Source organism: Candidatus Nitrosarchaeum limnium BG20, from assembly GCF_000241145.1.
Lineage (GTDB): Archaea > Thermoproteota > Nitrososphaeria > Nitrososphaerales > Nitrosopumilaceae > Nitrosarchaeum > Nitrosarchaeum limnae.
In genome coordinates this window covers 1-15412 of record NZ_AHJG01000272.1, presented here as the reverse complement: position 1 = coordinate 15412, position 15412 = coordinate 1, and the positions used below count along the sequence as shown (strand labels likewise).

Below are 15412 nucleotides of genomic sequence, written 5' to 3'. Positions count from 1 at the left end.
AAGTCCATGCAAAAAGATAGAATTTGTAATAGATTTAAACTATAATCATATATCAATGGCAGATAAATTGCTAAAAAATCAAACGCCACGATATTCAAACATATCAAAACTTCAAAAATCATTGAAAAAAACCATTAGAGGCAATGTCCTTTGGGACAGAGAGATCGTAAATTATTATTCTGTAGATGCTAGCGCATATCAAATTATTCCAGATATAGTAGTAATTCCAAAAAATGAAAGAGACGTGATAAACATAGTAAAAATTGCAAGGAAATACAAAGTGCCGGTCACTGTCAGAGGTGCGGGTACAGGTTTGGTTGGAAGTGCACTAAACAGTGGAATCATCATGGATTTAAAAAAATTTGATTCAATAAAAATACAGAAAAATAATGTAAAAGTTGGTGCAGGGACCATCAAAGGCAACCTAGACAAGGCATTAGAAAACAAGAGAAAATTTTTTCCGCCAAGCCCATCTGTGGGACCATATTGTTCAATAGGTGGAATGATCGGGAATAATTCCTCTGGAAGTAGAAGTTTGAAATATGGAAGTACAATAGACAATATTGAAAAGATTACATTTGTTGATGGATATGGTAACAAAATCACATTACCAGAAAGCAGAGAATATGGGTCCAAAATTTTCAAATTATCAAAAAAAATAGATATTGAAAAATTCCCTAAAGTCACAAAAAACTCTTCAGGGTATAGATTGGATTCAATTAAATCAATTAAGGACGTACACAAAATCATTGTTGGATCTGAAGGAACTTTAGGAATTGTGCTCTCAGCTGATTTGAAGATTACACCCATTCCAAACAACAGAGTTCTTTTGATAGTAGAATACCAATCAGAAAAGGAGGCTGCAACTAATTGTAGTCAGATTGTAAATACATTTCCAACAGCGATAGAGTTTGTAGATAAGACAATAATGAAAAATATCAATCATAGATTTGATAAAAAAAGTAAATGCCTTCTTTTTGTTGAATATGATTCAGAAATAAAAAATATTCAAAAAAGAATAAAAAAAATAGTCACGGGTAAAATTTCAAAGATCATTGAAAATAATCTAGACATTCAGAAATGGTGGAAATTTCGAGATTCTTCGTTATATTATAGTTCAAAAGTAATCAAGAGCAAGACACTTCATGTAATAGAAGATGCAACAGTTCCAGTAGAACGTCTCCCTGAATTATTTTCTTCAATAAAGAAAATTAATCAAAAGTTTCATACCAAATCAATTGCATACGGCCATGCAGGCAATGGTAATATTCACATTAGATTAATTTTAAAAAAGAAAAAGATTTCAATAATTAAAAAAATTGCTAATGAATATTTTGATATTATTATCAAAATGGGAGGAACAATTACAGGAGAACATGGAGATGGTTTGGCAAGATCAGAGTATGTTAAAAAACAATATGGCTCAAAAAATTATAAATTATTCATAGAGTTAAAAAATCAATTTGACCCAGACAGCATTTTAAACCCTGAAAAAATCATCACCGATAAAAGCATGATAATAAAGAATCTATCAAACTATTAAATCTAAAAATATCACAACAAGAAATAATTATGATGTGTTCATTATTTGAAAAAAGCTTTTCTATATATCCTTAAAACTACATTGAAATTAAGAGCAAATTGAATAAGTACGTCTTACTTTCAGGAATAACTTTGATACTTATCGGTATTGAAATTTTATGGTTAAACTATGCCAAAACTGTAATAACGACATCATATTTCGTTCTTACAACAATAATGCTTGCTGCAGGAATTGGGATAACAGTTAGAGGATATTCAATGAAATCTGAATTCAGATATGCAAAAATCATTTTTGCTGTTCTGTCAATCATAGTTGTATATCTTGGGGCAGACATGTTTTTTCATTACCCATATAGAATAATTATTCAGTTTGGGACAATTGCCATTATAATCTGGATTTTGAAAAGAAATAAGAAAAAACCAGACTCTTTGGAGATCTTAAAGCAGAGATACGCAAGAGGAGAAATTAGTAAAGAAGAGTTTGATAAAATAAAAGCAGACCTGATAGATTAACCACAATTTCAAAAATTCTGGAATTAATAAAATCATAGATCATTAGGTAAATTTAAGAAAATCTTACAATAGATCCAGAATATATAAAGCGGTTTTTAATAAAATAACATGCCTCAATCAAAACCAATGATTAGCATTGTGAACGTAGTTGCATCTGCAACAGTAGACCAAAAATTTGATCTTAATGATATTACTAAAAAATTTCCAGATACAGAATATCATCCAGATCAATTTCCAGGACTAGTTTTTAGATTAAAGAATCCAAAAACAGCTACTCTGATTTTCAGAACAGGCAAAATGGTATGTACTGGTTCAAAATCTGAAGAAATGGCAAGAAGTGCAGTAAAAACAGTAGTACAAAAACTTCGAAAAGAAGGGGTCAAAGTTAAAAAAGACGCAGTTGTAACGGTTCAAAATATTGTAGCATCAATTAATCTTGGAGGTAAAGTCCATTTGGAGAAAGCTGCAAGAACTTTACCAAGAAGCATGTATGAGCCAGAACAATTTCCAGGATTAATCCACAGAATGTTAGATCCAAAAACAGTCATTTTGATATTCTCTTCTGGAAAACTTGTTTGCACCGGTGCTAAAAATGAATCAGACGTATTTAGATCCGTTCACAACTTACATTCCTTGTTAGAAGAAAAAGGTTTGATGGTATATGATCAATAATTAAAATTTGAAAATCAAAATAAAAAAACCATTTTCTATTTTTAATCTAAACTAGAGTTCAATATTCATCTTCAATTTCTTTTTCAGGTAGATTACAAACAGGGCAGTCACACATTTCTTTTTCATCTATGAATTATCAATAACATCTAACGTCATTTGTTTATTTAATGAGATAATTTGTTTATACATACAATTCATACCAAAACAAGACGTTTGTTCCTTATTCATATAAAATATTTCTTGAACATTACCTTATAGTATGGTGTGTTTATAAAAAACAACAACTTTTTAAATAAATTTTCTAGTGATGATTATAAATAAAATAATGAAAGACAGCATAAACCTGTTCATTGAAATTCTCACAAGTCGCCAAGTCATCTTTCATTGATGTAAATTAAATTATACAAACTTAAGATTAGCGGTTCTAATATTCTTTAAAAAAGTGTAGGATAATATTTAAAAACTGATCATTTGGGAGAATTTCTTTTTTGACCCCATTTATGTTCAAATTGTAAATGATCTTCCAACTTTGCAGGAGATTCCAGTAAAGTATTACAAATAAGACACTTGTAAATCATATAAGGAGTTAATCATAGTAGTTATGAACAAGAGGTTATTGTAATAATTGAATTACTACATATAGAAATAAAAAACTACTTTAGTCGCCTATAGATTTCTTTGAATTCCTCTGCAAGTGTATATGAGATGTTTAAAAGATGTGCCAATTGATTCATGGTTGTTTTATCTCGAGATAGTTGTCTTAAAATTGTCAATGCCTTTTGTGGGGAAGTGATGGAGAGACTTTTTTGTCCAGACCAAGTCTGAAATGCTTCATTAACTTCCAAACAAAAATTTAGTATAAAGTACTCAAAGTCAGGTAGTGGAGATGCTGATTTGGGGGTTTTTAACAATACACCATATAATTCACGAAATTCATTTTTTCGATCTACAAGTAACATATCCAATGCTTGAGTTATTTTAGCATCTTCAAATCCCTGTCTCAATACACGATACAAGCCAACAGTGCTCACGGAGTTATTTAGTGATTAATGAAGATAAGATTGTTCATCAAAACACTGAAAATTTATCATTATTATTATGAAAAAATAAACAAACGTAAGTAATTTTAAAATTAAAATCAATCAGTTAATTCAGAGAATCTATTTCCGACATAATCCCAATTAACTACATTCCACCAAGATTCGACATAATCTGATTTTTTATTTTGGTATTTTAGATAGTATGAATGCTCCCACATATCCAATCCCAATAAAGGAATTTTGCGAATAGACCACGGACTATTCTGATTAAGTGTGGTAATCAATTCTATTTTATTAAAAGTTTGATTAAATACAAGCCAACACCATCCACTACCTTCAATGGATAGTGCCTTGGAAGAAAATTCTTTTTTAAAATTCTCAAAATTTTCAAAATAAACATCAATTGAATCAGATAATTTCCCACAAGGTCCACCATCATTTTTTGGAGTCATTGTTTCCCAAAATAATTTATGATTTTCAAATCCACCACCAAAAAAAACTATATCATTCCTAACAGATTCAGGAATTACACTTAGATCAGATAAAACTGATGTGATATACTGAGGATGGAATTCTCCTCCAATTTTAGCAAGAGTGTTGTTTAAACCATCAACATATGCTTGATGATGTTTTTGATGATGGATTTCCATTGTCCGTTTATCAAAATATGGTTCAAGCTCATCATATCCATATGGCAGTCGAGGTAATTCGTATTTAACCATGCTTTAATCAAATAGGGTCCACATATATTTTTCAAGATAAAATGAAATTTTTAATTGTGATTTAGTGTTAATTTTGATGTATAAATCATAAATTAAAGAAAACCAATAACTTGAACTAATTTTAAATGTTTTATAATATAACAGAATTTACATTAATTTTATGAGTCATACTATACATTGCAGGACATCGCTCTTCAGCCATTTTTAAAATCTCTTCTAGTTTTTTCTTATCAGCATTATTACTTGTCACATCAATTTTAAAATTAATTCCTTCTGTAATTGGTTCATTTGAAATATCAAAGGTTTTTGCAAAATTTACATTGCATTCTGTATTGACATTTAGTTTTGTTAATTGAATTCCTTGTTGAGATGCAATGCCAACAAAAGTTCCAATAAAACAAGAGGTAATACCTGCGATACAATAAGCCATAGGACCCAAACGATTACCTTGACCACCTAAAAATGAAGGGGAATCAATTTCTATGACATCTTTTCCTTTTTCATAACTCATTTCAGTTTTAAATTGATAACCAATGTTAGGATCAAAATTCCATTCACCTTGAAGTTTAACAGGTTTTTTTAATGTGGATGATTCTTGTTTACCTTTAGTAGCAGTTTGAGCAACTTTATCTAAATCAACATTATTCAGAATTTTTGGCATGATTTCTTATCTCATTTATTAAATAAAAATGTGGTGAGTCCTATGATATTGAAACAGATTTTTTCATTTGTGTTTCACTAGGAGTGGATTTTGGTAATGTTATATCCAGAACACCATCTGTGAGTTTTGCAATTACTTTGTTTGGCTGCACTTTCCCAGAGAGTGGTAATGAGCGATAATAAGATATTTGACTTCTTTCTTTTCTTAAATAATTTTTTTTCTTGTCTTCAGAACTTTCTTTATGTTCTGCAGTTACTTCCACAGAGTTTTCAGTTACGTTTAGTTTAATTTCATTTTTCTTTATACCAGGAACGTCCATTTTTACTCGGTATTGTTTACCTTCGTCAATTACATCACAAGAGGTATGAGAAATTTTTGGCATCGAATGAAATGATGAAAATGCTTGTTCCATATTTTTACGAATATTATCCATTGATCTTTCTATATCAGTCCAGCTAGATGTCCATGGAGTTAATGAGGGGTTTTTCTTTACGATATTTTTTGTTTTTGCCATATGTTATTTTTGGATATAAAATATTAAAACACCAGCAATATTATCAAATTTGAAAATAAGAGATTATTGTGGAAAAGATGATAACTAATAGCATGAAATCATAGTAATGACAAAATTAGGAGCGATTGATTTAGAGATATTATATTTAGGGATTAAAAATGACAAAAATTTTAATGAAAAAGACATTGAAAACTCCCAATTAAAGAAACTAGGAGTTGGCAGAATACTAGATTCCCTGGCATCATTAAAAGATAGAAAACTAATAGATTTGAATAAAGATGGATCATTTTCTGTAACAGATTTAGCTAGACAAATTTTGTGGGGGGAACAGATTCCATTACAAGTTAAAATTTTGCGATTATTAGAAATTAAATCATGCAGTCTAGAAACGATTTCAGATTTTTTAAAAATATCAGAAACTAAAATAAGTGAAGAGATAGAAAAGTTAAGAAAAAGCCAATTTGTTCTGATGTCACCGTTAAGACAAGAGTCTAAAATCATCAAGATGTATGAGATTCTTCCTGAAGGTATTGAAAAAATAAAAGAGATAGAAAAATTAGGGTTACAAGATAATAGTTTTGAAAAAAAATTAAAAGAGGAGATTTTTGATTTAGTCGACGAAGTGATAAACCAAATTAAAGAATCTTCAGATATTCATAGAGAGCAGGTGGTTTCCAAACTTGAGGAAATTAAAGCGAAATTAAATTCATTTTGATTTTATTTTATCGTGAATTTGAGCTAGAATCAATTCAGCTTTATCTTTATTTTCATATGTATCGGCAGTCTCATCCATGATGGAATCAATTTCGTAGCTTTTATCGACTAGAATGTTTGCCACATGATCATCCAAAGTACCATTACCAATCAAATAATATGCAAAAACAGTATTCTTTTGACCGATTCTGTGAAGTCTGTCTTCTGCTTGTCTATGAATTGCAGGGCTCCAATCTAATTCTGCAAAAATAACATATTTTGCTCTAGTCAAATTAATACCCACGTTACCAGCCCTCAAACCAGCTATCATCAATTTAGATTCACCTTTTTGGAATTTGTCTATTGCCTCTTGACGCATTTTATCTGATTGACCGCCAATGATTGAAACAGGAGAAAACTCCCCTAGTTTTTCATGAAGTAATTTATGAATAACTTTATGATGACAGAACACCACAACACTTTCTTCAATTTCCATAATGTTTTTAACAAAATTAATTACATGTGGTAATTTTGCAACGCCTGCAATTTGTCGTTCACTTTGAATTGCTCTTTGATATGAGGCAGATTTGTCAAATGCACTCTCAGCGTCTTTCTGTTCTGCTTCTAATTTTGTCCAGATCTTTCCTAGCTCATCAAAATAATAATCAGTATCAGCATCAATTACTTCTTTGTAACGAACTTTATCTTTTAACTCTTTGAGAACATCAGATTTCTTTCGTCTTAACATAACATGTTTTTGTAATTCATTTCGAAGGGATGCCCGCTTGTTTTCAAGCACTATCGCTTTTCCTTTTTCATTAACATAGCAAAAGTATTCACAGAATTCCTTAAAGCTGCCAAGCAGTCCAGGTTTTAGAATATCAACAATTGGCCAAATCTCAGAACCGCGATTGTAAATTGGAGTGCCAGAGAGACCTATCCTATAGGAAATAGAAGGGAGCGCGGCTAGTTTTTTAACTGCTTTGTATTTTTGAGTTGTTTTTGATCTTAAATTATGCACTTCATCACATACAATAGTTCGAATGTTAAGCTTTGATAAATCAGAAAGACGTTTGTAAAGTAGTTCATAATTAATTATGTAAAAATCAGTTACTGGAAGTTCTTTTGATTTTCCGGTTCTAATTATAGTGGCAGTTGAAGATTCAGATTCTATTATTCTTCCATTCCTGCTTTTTTTCTTCATAAATTTAGCAATTTCTCGTTCCCAATTATTTAGAGTTACAAGAGGAGCTACTACCAGAACAGGAAAAGTTTGTTTTTCAGTTGCAACATATGATAAAGTTTGTACGGTTTTTCCAAGACCCATTTCATCTGCAAGTAATGCATTTCCAGAGGATTTTAACAAGAAATCCAATCCCTCTTTTTGAAAATTCAGTAATTTCCCTCTAAATTGTTCTCCTGCCTTTGCACGATGCAAATTATATTTAATTGGAGGAAGCGCAGGTTTTGGAGTATATGTTTTTACAATTTTTCTTTGCCATGCAGATTTAGATAAAATTTCAAGCGGGTATCTATCCATGATCAATTTGATCTGAGTAACGCTCTCAACACTGTCAGGAATTATTACCTCCTCAGTGTTTTCGCCATACCAAGCCTCAGGCACCAATCGTGAAATCATGCTTACTGCACGCTCACCAGTAATCTTCCAGCACCAGATTTTGGAATATTTGTCTAAAACATACTCCAATGTACCAAAGTTTTCCATCGATGTCGCCATAATTTGTCGATAGAATGTTTTTTTGCCTTATGAATCTTGATGTTTCTTACGATCAATGAAAAGATCTGTAAAAATCTCCAATAGTTAAAATATGAAGAAAGTCTACTATATAGGCACAAATTTGAAGGGATGGAATATCAGTGGGGTTTATCGACAGGGTGAGGCTTTGTGTTTTCATCATGGCAATCACATTGACAAAGATGATTTTTATGATTATTTAGACAGTCAATGCATTCATAGTGTTTTCGGATTTCACATGCACCACATATCATACTAGCAGTAAAATGAAGATGAATTTGTATTTTTTCTATTTGAAAAAACGCTGGTCAGTATTCCACTTCGCTTCTACGAAGGAGTTTATCAGTAAGATCTACATACCCTTGAGGATCAAGTTCTTTTGCAAACCCCTTATCGATATTTATCAGATAAATAGAATGAAGGTGAGCGTTTAAGATATCAGAGTATGTAACAGGCGGATTCTTGTAATATCTATCACATAGTTCCTTGACTTTATTTACATCAGATTCATTTCTTGCATTTGGAGGAATTAGAAAAATTTTAGGTATTGGTATAAGACCGATAACAGGAGTTGCCAAAGAAAACTTTGAACAGTATTTACTATATCTCGCAATTTTACTCATTATTCTTGCAGTGAAATAATCAATTGTGTCCATTGCATGATCAGGTGGAGTAAATCCAGTTTCAATTTCAACAATAGTTGTTCCATCGCCTTTTTTTGCAAAAATATCACACACCAAAATATCAGAAATTTGCTTTTCAACTTCAACGGAATGGCCACGAGAAATCAGAGTTGATGCACAAATTAGTTCTAAAACCGAATGATTAATCTTAACAAGATTTTTTTGATACATTTCTATTAGTTGTTGACGAACATAATTGAGTTTAGGTAAGTCACTCTCGCGTAAATTTTTAGATAATCTATCTGTAACTTCATAGACATCATTGCGAAATTTTTCCAAATCCATACTTTAGTATACTTTATTGGGGTGGCTTAAGAACTTGACAGGGTTTTAGAACTTGACTATTCTGTGTGAAATCGACTTATTTACAATTAAGATCGACGTGATTGCAACAATCAAAATCAACACAGCAATAGAACCAAACTCCGGAATAGCATGAGTTCCAACAATCTCAAAAGTGACTTTACCTGAAGATGGATAATCTATTTGAATATGTCTTGAAACAGAATCGCTTGTCAGTTCGTTGTATTTTACTACATTACCGTTAGACATCACAGTAAAAACGGAATCATCATTAGTAGGAGATTTTGAATCAAACACATATCTTGGAATATCAAATGTGATAGATTTGATGTCATGTCCTTTTAATTCAAGAGTTAATGTTTTACTGTCAGAATTTAGTGTGCCCTTCTTACTATTTAGAACTCCATCAGATATGTGATAAGGAATGCAATAGATACGTCCAGTTTTTCCCATTGTAGAAATTTCATTTGTACCACATCTATCTATGTCACCTGCAAGTGAAGACACCAAAGTAAACTTGGTTTTAAATTGTCTTGTCTCTGCTCCACTTTGAACTTTTAAAACATACTCACCATTTTGTGACCAAAGTGGACCACTAGTATTTAGTTCAAATGAGAAATTACCATCACCTTCGGATACAAATTGTTGGACAGTGACAACATTTCCCACAGGATTTGTAACAACTGCCAATATCGGAGCAACTGTATTTTGGGGTTTCAGATATCCACTAACCTTTATTGTGGAATGATGATCATACACTAAGGAATTAGTCCAAACAGTTATCGGAAACATTTCTTTGTAATGATCTATTTCATAAGATGGGATTTGAACACAGTTCATACATTTCATTGGTTCAGCATAAGATATTGTAACCAACGATAAAGAGATAACAGCAAATAAAATCAAAAAGGGAATATACATGACATTCGGCTAAGACCATAATATTTATAGATTTTTAAGAAATCATACATTTTTTTTATGAAAAATTATATCAAAATACTCAAAAAAGAGTAACATCTAGACAACTTTTCTTCATACTTTGTCTTAACAAGAGATTATTAGAATCGATTCAATGTCAAATAAGATCATATTTTTAGGAATTTTATCAGTTTTTGCAATTATGTTCATTCCAGCCTCAGATGCTGTTCTGTGGGATCTCATAATTCAGACTAGTGTGGAGTATTCATCACTATCAGGCACACCAATTATTTCAGGCATAGTAACAGATCACGCATCAAAACCGATCAAAGACGTTACAGTTAGCATTAGAACGGGAGATGGAACAACAATCACAAGTACAGACGAGGAAGGAAAATTCACCATCGAATTAACAAACATCAAAAGAATTACTGGAAATTACATTGTCAACATTATTGCAACCACCGCTGATGGTAAGACAGGTATCACAAGTACCGAGTTTCAAATAATTGGAGAGTTTACTAAATCGTCAATAATAGAAGAAAAACTTTCAACTCCAGAGGCATTAAAATATCTTAGTGCAGCCCCAAATCAGTTTGATAAAGATCCAATAGGATTTATTTTATTTAATCATTATCAAAAATTATTAAAAGAATATTTTGATATAGAAAATCAAAAAAATTCCGGAATATCAAAGATATCTCGAAGAGCAACAACAAATGATGAATTCATATGAAGAACAAGCAACAACAATAAACAGATTTTCAGGAACTTATGAAGAATATTTAGATGTAATGGAAGCATCAATTAGAAACATTGTTGAAAATCAGGTAAATCTAACAATAAAAATATTTGATGAGGCAAAACAAATCAAAAACAACATTATTGAGAAAGGCGGATCAGAAGAAGATGCCAATCTAGCATATTTAGAATATATTTTGATTTCAAAAGAATCATTAGAGAATTTTGGAGTTAATAATGAAGAATCACAAAATGAAATAACATCTAATGGGGAAGACATAACTATTCAGTCAAAAATTTCTGGAATAAAAACAATAGTTAGTGGTAATGCAACAATGATCAGCATTACAGTTGATGGCATTATGGCAGAATATTGGATAGATGAAAACAATAATCTTCAAACAAATAATTTAGAAAATTAGATAATTCAAACCACTGATCATTTCTACGTATCCCTTATAATCAAAATAATAGTAACCATGTTAATGCAAATAGACATACCAATACCTTGTCCAATATGTGGAGGAAAGATGTGTTCAATTAGTTATGAAACAACACTCTCAATTCTAAAAAAACGAAGTTGGCAAGTATGCAAAGAATGTAATTTTGAAAGAAATTCTGAAGACTTCAAAAAATCCATTTGCTGTGCATAACAGCATTTTTTCACTTTTCTAAACAAATTTTAATACAAATTAGGCACAAAATATGGATTGAAAGTATACCACAAACCATCATGTATCACTTGTAAAAATACCATCATAGAAATGGAACGAATGAAAGCAGATATTGAAAAAAGAGATTTCTTCAAAGAACCATTTTCTGAAAGTGAACTAAGAAAAATAATAAAAATGACTGGGAAAAAACATGTAGAACTCCTTAGAAAGAGAGATAAAATGTACAAACATCTAGAGTTGGAAAAAAATAAAAAAACAGATGAACAGATCATCAAACTAATGGTAAAAAACCCAGGATTGATTTTACGTCCAATTGTTATTGTCAATAACAAAGCATTTGTTGGAAAAATCGATTTGAAAAAAATTAAAACAAACTAAGATTCTTGTTTGAATATTCTAATTGCTTCCAAATGAGAACAATTTGCTTTCAGACCTTTCCCATGATGAAATTTGTAGAAATTTTTGAATCCAGGACACTCACAAGAATCAGAAGTTACAAAATAGGATTTTTCAGGATCAGATGAAGACTTGATTTGATATAGATCATCATCTATTTTAACAACGCCTCCTGTTTCAACAAGCTTTTTGGCTTTCTTGATTGTATTTGCACTCATAATATTATTTCCATGTAATTATTTTTTAGTCTTTAATTTTTTCATGATTGTTGACCAATCAGCATCATCATTACCCTGTGATAGAGCATTCTCATAAAGTAACTCAAACACCCATGCAATTATCTCACCCCATATTGCCTTAAGAGAATCCTCATCAGTCCAAACAATACTAGCTTTAACAGCAGTCATTGCTAAAATATTATTAGCGTTTTTGGTAGGATGTTTATTCCATTTTTCTATAACTTTATCACAAAATGCAAGAATTTCATTTTTTGACAATACAAGTTTATCAGGATCAAATGATGTTTTTTTTACCATACATGATATTCACAATCGTAGTAAATTAGAATTTTCATAATATTCAATATATTGTAGATAAAAAATATCCAATTCTAGGCACAATAATTAAAGAAATCTAAAGACCGGAGAGCAGAGATATAATTTAAGACTCATTTTTAATGGAATTATTATAAACTGAGAGCACTACCTAACTTTATTGACTTTGAAGAGGTATGTGGCAACACGCCTTATCACAATGTTTGTTGTTTTGATGATCACATTATTGATCACTATCGCATTAGTGGGATCCAACATGGATAGCATTCTAAAGCAAGGAGTTGCTTTTCAAGTGAGAGAGGAGATTACTAAAAATCCAAAAATTGCAGAAAGTTTTTCATCAGTAGATGAATTCGAAGCATTTATTCAAAATCAAATTCAACAAAAAATCAAAACATTAGGGTTAGAGGAGCCATGGTATTCACCTCAACGAATTGGATTAACAATGTATAAAATATTATTCTTAGATTTCGGTCATGCGACATTTCTTACCAGCGATTCAGGATCATCAGATGTTAAAGAAATAATATTTGAAAAATTACCTCGAACAATCTTACTATTTACTACTGCAACAATAATCATATCTGCAATAGGGATATTTCTAGGAGCTTTCTCAGGAAGCAAAGTAGGATCAATAATAGATAGAATTACATCAAGTTTTGCAATAATTAGTTCTAGCTTTCCTGTGTGGTGGATTGGAATGTTAATGATATTTTTATTTTCATTTGTATATCATATTTTCCCATCAAGGGCAACACCACTAATTCCATCATCAGACCCAAACTATATTGGTTCCTTGCTTTATCATATGACACTACCATTAATTACAATTGTAATTATTGGATTTGGCTCATGGGCATATTTAGTTAGAAATTTCATAGTTGGCATCATGCAAGAAGATTTCATCATTGCAAAAAAGACAATAGGTATTGATCAGAGAAAAATTGTGTACACACATGCACTCAAAAATGCAGCCCCCCCAATTATTACAATCCTTGCATTAAGCCTTTCAGGCTCATTAGGAGGAGCAATAATTACAGAGGCAGTATTTGATTGGCCAGGAATGGGTAGACTGTATTTTGAGGCAATTACAGTCATGGATCTTCCTGTAATAATTGGATCCACATACATCTTGACAGTATTTTTTCTTATCAGCATATTTGTTGCAGACTTACTATACGGATATTTTGATCCTAGGGTGAGAACAGGATGAGTAGCGCCACACCGCAAGACATCAAAAATGAATTTCTAAAAAGCAAGATAGGAATTGCAGGTATTGCTATTTTATTGATTTTAATTTCAATATCAATTTTAGTTATGATTGTAATTCCAGTGGACACTTTTAGAGAATGGAATAATCCAGGTAGTTGGATTTCATATCCAAAAGTAGCAATACCAGTATGGACTAATTTATTCTTAAGTGAAAAAATTCCTGAACATAAAATTTTGAATCAACCAAAAATTAATGACTTTACTACTGAAGACACTTCAATTACATATCATCAATTTGGAGTGAATTTTGATTATGATGATTTTCCAAGTGATTTTATTTATGAATTTGCAGTAAAATATTCTGGAACTCCACTGTTACAAATAGATGTCATACGTCCTGACGGAATAAAATTAAAATTATTTTCAGCATCTATTCCAAATTCAGACATAATAACAATACACAACGAAAGAATATTTTCAACAGATGAAATGATCAAAAAAAATCTATATTTACAGAATAGCAATTTTCTATTTTCTTTGAACAATCTATCTTCAGAAGACATCGTCTTTTCTAAAACAGATATTCATGAGCCATTAAAAGGAAATTATGTTTTTGTGATAAAGATGTACAGTGACAAACCAGAAAGTAAAATTTTAGAATCTAAATTAATCATAGGAGGAAAAGCATTTGGAATAATGGGAACAGACGAATTAAGAAGAGATTTAGTGGTAGGATTATTGTGGGGTACTCCTTTAGCTTTATTCATTGGATTGGTAGTTGCAATAGCATCAGTGGTAATGGGATTAGTGTATGGAGTTTATGCAGGGTATAGAGGCAAAAAAACTGACGAAGTAATGATGCGATTTAATGATGTAATCTATGCCTTGCCGGCACTTCCATTTTTAATTATTTTATCAGTGACAATAAGCAACAGTATTTTTGTTCTTGTCGGATTTTTAATGGTATTTGGGTGGGTTGGAATAGCCAAAGTCTCTAGAAGCATGGCATTGCAGATTAAAACTAGAGGATACGTGGAAGCTGCAAATATGATGGGTCAAAAAGACTCAAAGATCGTACTTAGACATATTTTACCACAGTTACTCCCATATGCATTTGCAAGTATTGCAATTTCAGTACCAGCTGCAATTACAACAGAGGCAGGGTTGAGCTTCCTAGGTCTTGGAGATCCATCATTTCCAACATGGGGCCAGATATTACATGATGCCAATGTATACGGAGCGGCATCAAGAGGGTTATGGTGGTGGATTATGCCCCCAGGAGTAATGATTGCAATTACAGGACTAGCATTTGTATTCATAGGAAATGCATTGGATGCAATAGTAAATCCAAAGTTAAAAAGATAACAGAACTAAAGGCTGAATTTTCGAATTAATTCAATAGCACTATCATTCAATTTTATTGAATAGCATGCTGAATTTTCATCATTTATTGCTGCCAATTTGTTTGCAAATACTTTTTTGCTATGACCTCCTTCAGATGCTTTGTCTGATTCATCAAAGCAAATAGACATTTGTTTCATGTTTAGATTGTTTTTTAAAAGATACGCAATAAATTTTTGATAATTGTTTGTGTCAACCCAATCAATGTTTTTTTCTTTACTAATTCCAATCCAAACCTCAATTGAGTTTTGATACAGGACTTTTTTTCTAAGTTCTTCTAAGGACATGTTATTTTAGAAGTCAGCACGCTGCATTTTAGAACCACATCTTGGACAGGTTCCGCCTTTGTGCTTATTATTACAAACTAGACAAACATATTTTATTCCAGAACCACCAGAATTCATTCCAAAAAATCCG

At 31.2% G+C, this 15412-nt stretch carries 20 protein-coding genes; 10 read left to right on the top strand and 10 right to left on the bottom strand.

Annotation, left to right across the window (positions count from 1 at the left end):
* From BG20_RS09655 to BG20_RS09645, 3 genes are all read left to right on the top strand, one after another.
* Window positions 1-1543 (top strand): FAD-linked oxidase C-terminal domain-containing protein (locus BG20_RS09655; RefSeq protein ID WP_010194556.1); only part of this gene is annotated, 1543 nt, incomplete at its 5' end.
* A gap of 98 nt (window positions 1544-1641) precedes the next feature.
* The gene (locus tag BG20_RS09650; RefSeq protein WP_238527592.1) at window positions 1642-2055 is read left to right on the top strand and encodes an SHOCT domain-containing protein; all 414 of its coding nucleotides are present in this window, start codon (window positions 1642-1644) and stop codon (window positions 2053-2055) included.
* Window positions 2056-2163: 108 nt separating this feature from the next.
* Entirely contained in the window at window positions 2164-2727 is a 564-nt protein-coding gene (locus tag BG20_RS09645; protein ID WP_010194552.1) for a TATA-box-binding protein, read from the top strand.
* 653 nt (window positions 2728-3380) lie between these two features.
* Here BG20_RS09645 and BG20_RS09640 read toward each other — a convergent pair.
* From BG20_RS09640 to BG20_RS09625, 4 genes are all read right to left on the bottom strand, one after another.
* Entirely contained in the window at window positions 3381-3758 is a 378-nt protein-coding gene (locus tag BG20_RS09640; RefSeq protein ID WP_010194550.1) for a hypothetical protein, read from the bottom strand.
* A gap of 107 nt (window positions 3759-3865) precedes the next feature.
* The gene (locus tag BG20_RS09635; protein ID WP_010194541.1) at window positions 3866-4489 is read right to left on the bottom strand and encodes a superoxide dismutase; all 624 of its coding nucleotides are present in this window, start codon (window positions 4487-4489) and stop codon (window positions 3866-3868) included.
* 130 nt (window positions 4490-4619) lie between these two features.
* Window positions 4620-5150 carry an OsmC family protein gene (locus BG20_RS09630; RefSeq protein ID WP_010194537.1) on the bottom strand — a complete coding sequence of 177 codons (531 nt, stop codon included), beginning with the start codon at window positions 5148-5150 and terminating at the stop codon, window positions 4620-4622.
* Between the two features lie 40 nt (window positions 5151-5190).
* Complete coding sequence (locus BG20_RS09625) at window positions 5191-5664, bottom strand: Hsp20/alpha crystallin family protein (protein WP_010194534.1); 474 nt, start codon at window positions 5662-5664, stop codon at window positions 5191-5193.
* 106 nt (window positions 5665-5770) lie between these two features.
* Here BG20_RS09625 and BG20_RS09620 point away from each other — a divergent pair, with 106 nt between their 5' ends.
* Window positions 5771-6379, top strand: a complete 609-nt coding sequence (locus BG20_RS09620; protein ID WP_010194531.1) for a hypothetical protein — start codon at window positions 5771-5773, stop codon at window positions 6377-6379.
* On the opposite strand, the gene BG20_RS09615 is transcribed toward BG20_RS09620, so the two are convergent.
* The 3 genes from BG20_RS09615 to BG20_RS09605 all read right to left on the bottom strand — a co-directional run bounded on the left by BG20_RS09615 (window position 6371) and on the right by BG20_RS09605 (window position 10020).
* Complete coding sequence (locus BG20_RS09615; RefSeq protein WP_007401456.1) at window positions 6371-8095, bottom strand: DEAD/DEAH box helicase; 1725 nt, start codon at window positions 8093-8095, stop codon at window positions 6371-6373. The genes BG20_RS09620 and BG20_RS09615 overlap by 9 nt on opposite strands.
* A gap of 326 nt (window positions 8096-8421) precedes the next feature.
* Window positions 8422-9081 carry a hypothetical protein gene (locus BG20_RS09610; RefSeq protein WP_007401455.1) on the bottom strand — a complete coding sequence of 220 codons (660 nt, stop codon included), beginning with the start codon at window positions 9079-9081 and terminating at the stop codon, window positions 8422-8424.
* Between the two features lie 45 nt (window positions 9082-9126).
* On the bottom strand, window positions 9127-10020 hold the full coding sequence (locus BG20_RS09605; protein WP_048097211.1) for a PEFG-CTERM sorting domain-containing protein: 894 nt from the start codon (window positions 10018-10020) through the stop codon (window positions 9127-9129).
* A gap of 151 nt (window positions 10021-10171) precedes the next feature.
* On the opposite strand from BG20_RS09605, the gene BG20_RS09600 reads away from it, so the two are divergent.
* The 4 genes from BG20_RS09600 (at window position 10172) to BG20_RS09590 (ending at window position 11810) form a co-directional block, all read left to right on the top strand.
* Window positions 10172-10753 (top strand): carboxypeptidase-like regulatory domain-containing protein, encoded by a 582-nt coding sequence (locus BG20_RS09600; protein WP_048097210.1) that lies wholly within the window; start codon window positions 10172-10174, stop codon window positions 10751-10753.
* Complete coding sequence (locus tag BG20_RS09595; RefSeq protein WP_133936296.1) at window positions 10737-11180, top strand: hypothetical protein; 444 nt, start codon at window positions 10737-10739, stop codon at window positions 11178-11180. The genes BG20_RS09600 and BG20_RS09595 overlap by 17 nt, the downstream gene beginning before the upstream one ends.
* A 63-nt stretch (window positions 11181-11243) precedes the next feature.
* On the top strand, window positions 11244-11411 hold the full coding sequence (locus BG20_RS12795) for a hypothetical protein (protein ID WP_193353044.1): 168 nt from the start codon (window positions 11244-11246) through the stop codon (window positions 11409-11411).
* 57 nt (window positions 11412-11468) lie between these two features.
* Window positions 11469-11810, top strand: coding sequence for an arsenate reductase family protein (locus tag BG20_RS09590; protein WP_048097208.1), 342 nt, complete (start codon window positions 11469-11471; stop codon window positions 11808-11810).
* On the opposite strand, the gene BG20_RS09585 is transcribed toward BG20_RS09590, so the two are convergent.
* Both BG20_RS09585 and BG20_RS09580 read right to left on the bottom strand, forming a co-directional pair.
* Window positions 11807-12046, bottom strand: coding sequence for a hypothetical protein (locus BG20_RS09585; protein WP_007401452.1), 240 nt, complete (start codon window positions 12044-12046; stop codon window positions 11807-11809). The genes BG20_RS09590 and BG20_RS09585 overlap by 4 nt on opposite strands.
* A gap of 18 nt (window positions 12047-12064) precedes the next feature.
* Window positions 12065-12364: a hypothetical protein gene (locus BG20_RS09580; protein WP_010194518.1), complete on the bottom strand. Its 300-nt coding sequence runs from the start codon at window positions 12362-12364 to the stop codon at window positions 12065-12067.
* A 217-nt stretch (window positions 12365-12581) separates the two neighbouring features.
* Here BG20_RS09580 and BG20_RS09575 point away from each other — a divergent pair, with 217 nt between their 5' ends.
* Together BG20_RS09575 and BG20_RS09570 are read left to right on the top strand one after the other, a co-directional pair.
* On the top strand, window positions 12582-13595 hold the full coding sequence (locus tag BG20_RS09575; protein ID WP_193353045.1) for an ABC transporter permease: 1014 nt from the start codon (window positions 12582-12584) through the stop codon (window positions 13593-13595).
* A complete protein-coding gene (locus tag BG20_RS09570) occupies window positions 13592-14959 on the top strand; it encodes an ABC transporter permease (protein ID WP_010194515.1) in 1368 nt (455 codons plus the stop codon). Before BG20_RS09575 ends, BG20_RS09570 begins: the two co-directional genes overlap by 4 nt.
* A gap of 5 nt (window positions 14960-14964) precedes the next feature.
* Here BG20_RS09570 and BG20_RS09565 read toward each other — a convergent pair whose 3' ends face one another.
* The gene (locus BG20_RS09565) at window positions 14965-15282 is read right to left on the bottom strand and encodes a hypothetical protein (protein ID WP_010194512.1); all 318 of its coding nucleotides are present in this window, start codon (window positions 15280-15282) and stop codon (window positions 14965-14967) included.
* Window positions 15283-15412 lie beyond the last annotated feature (130 nt).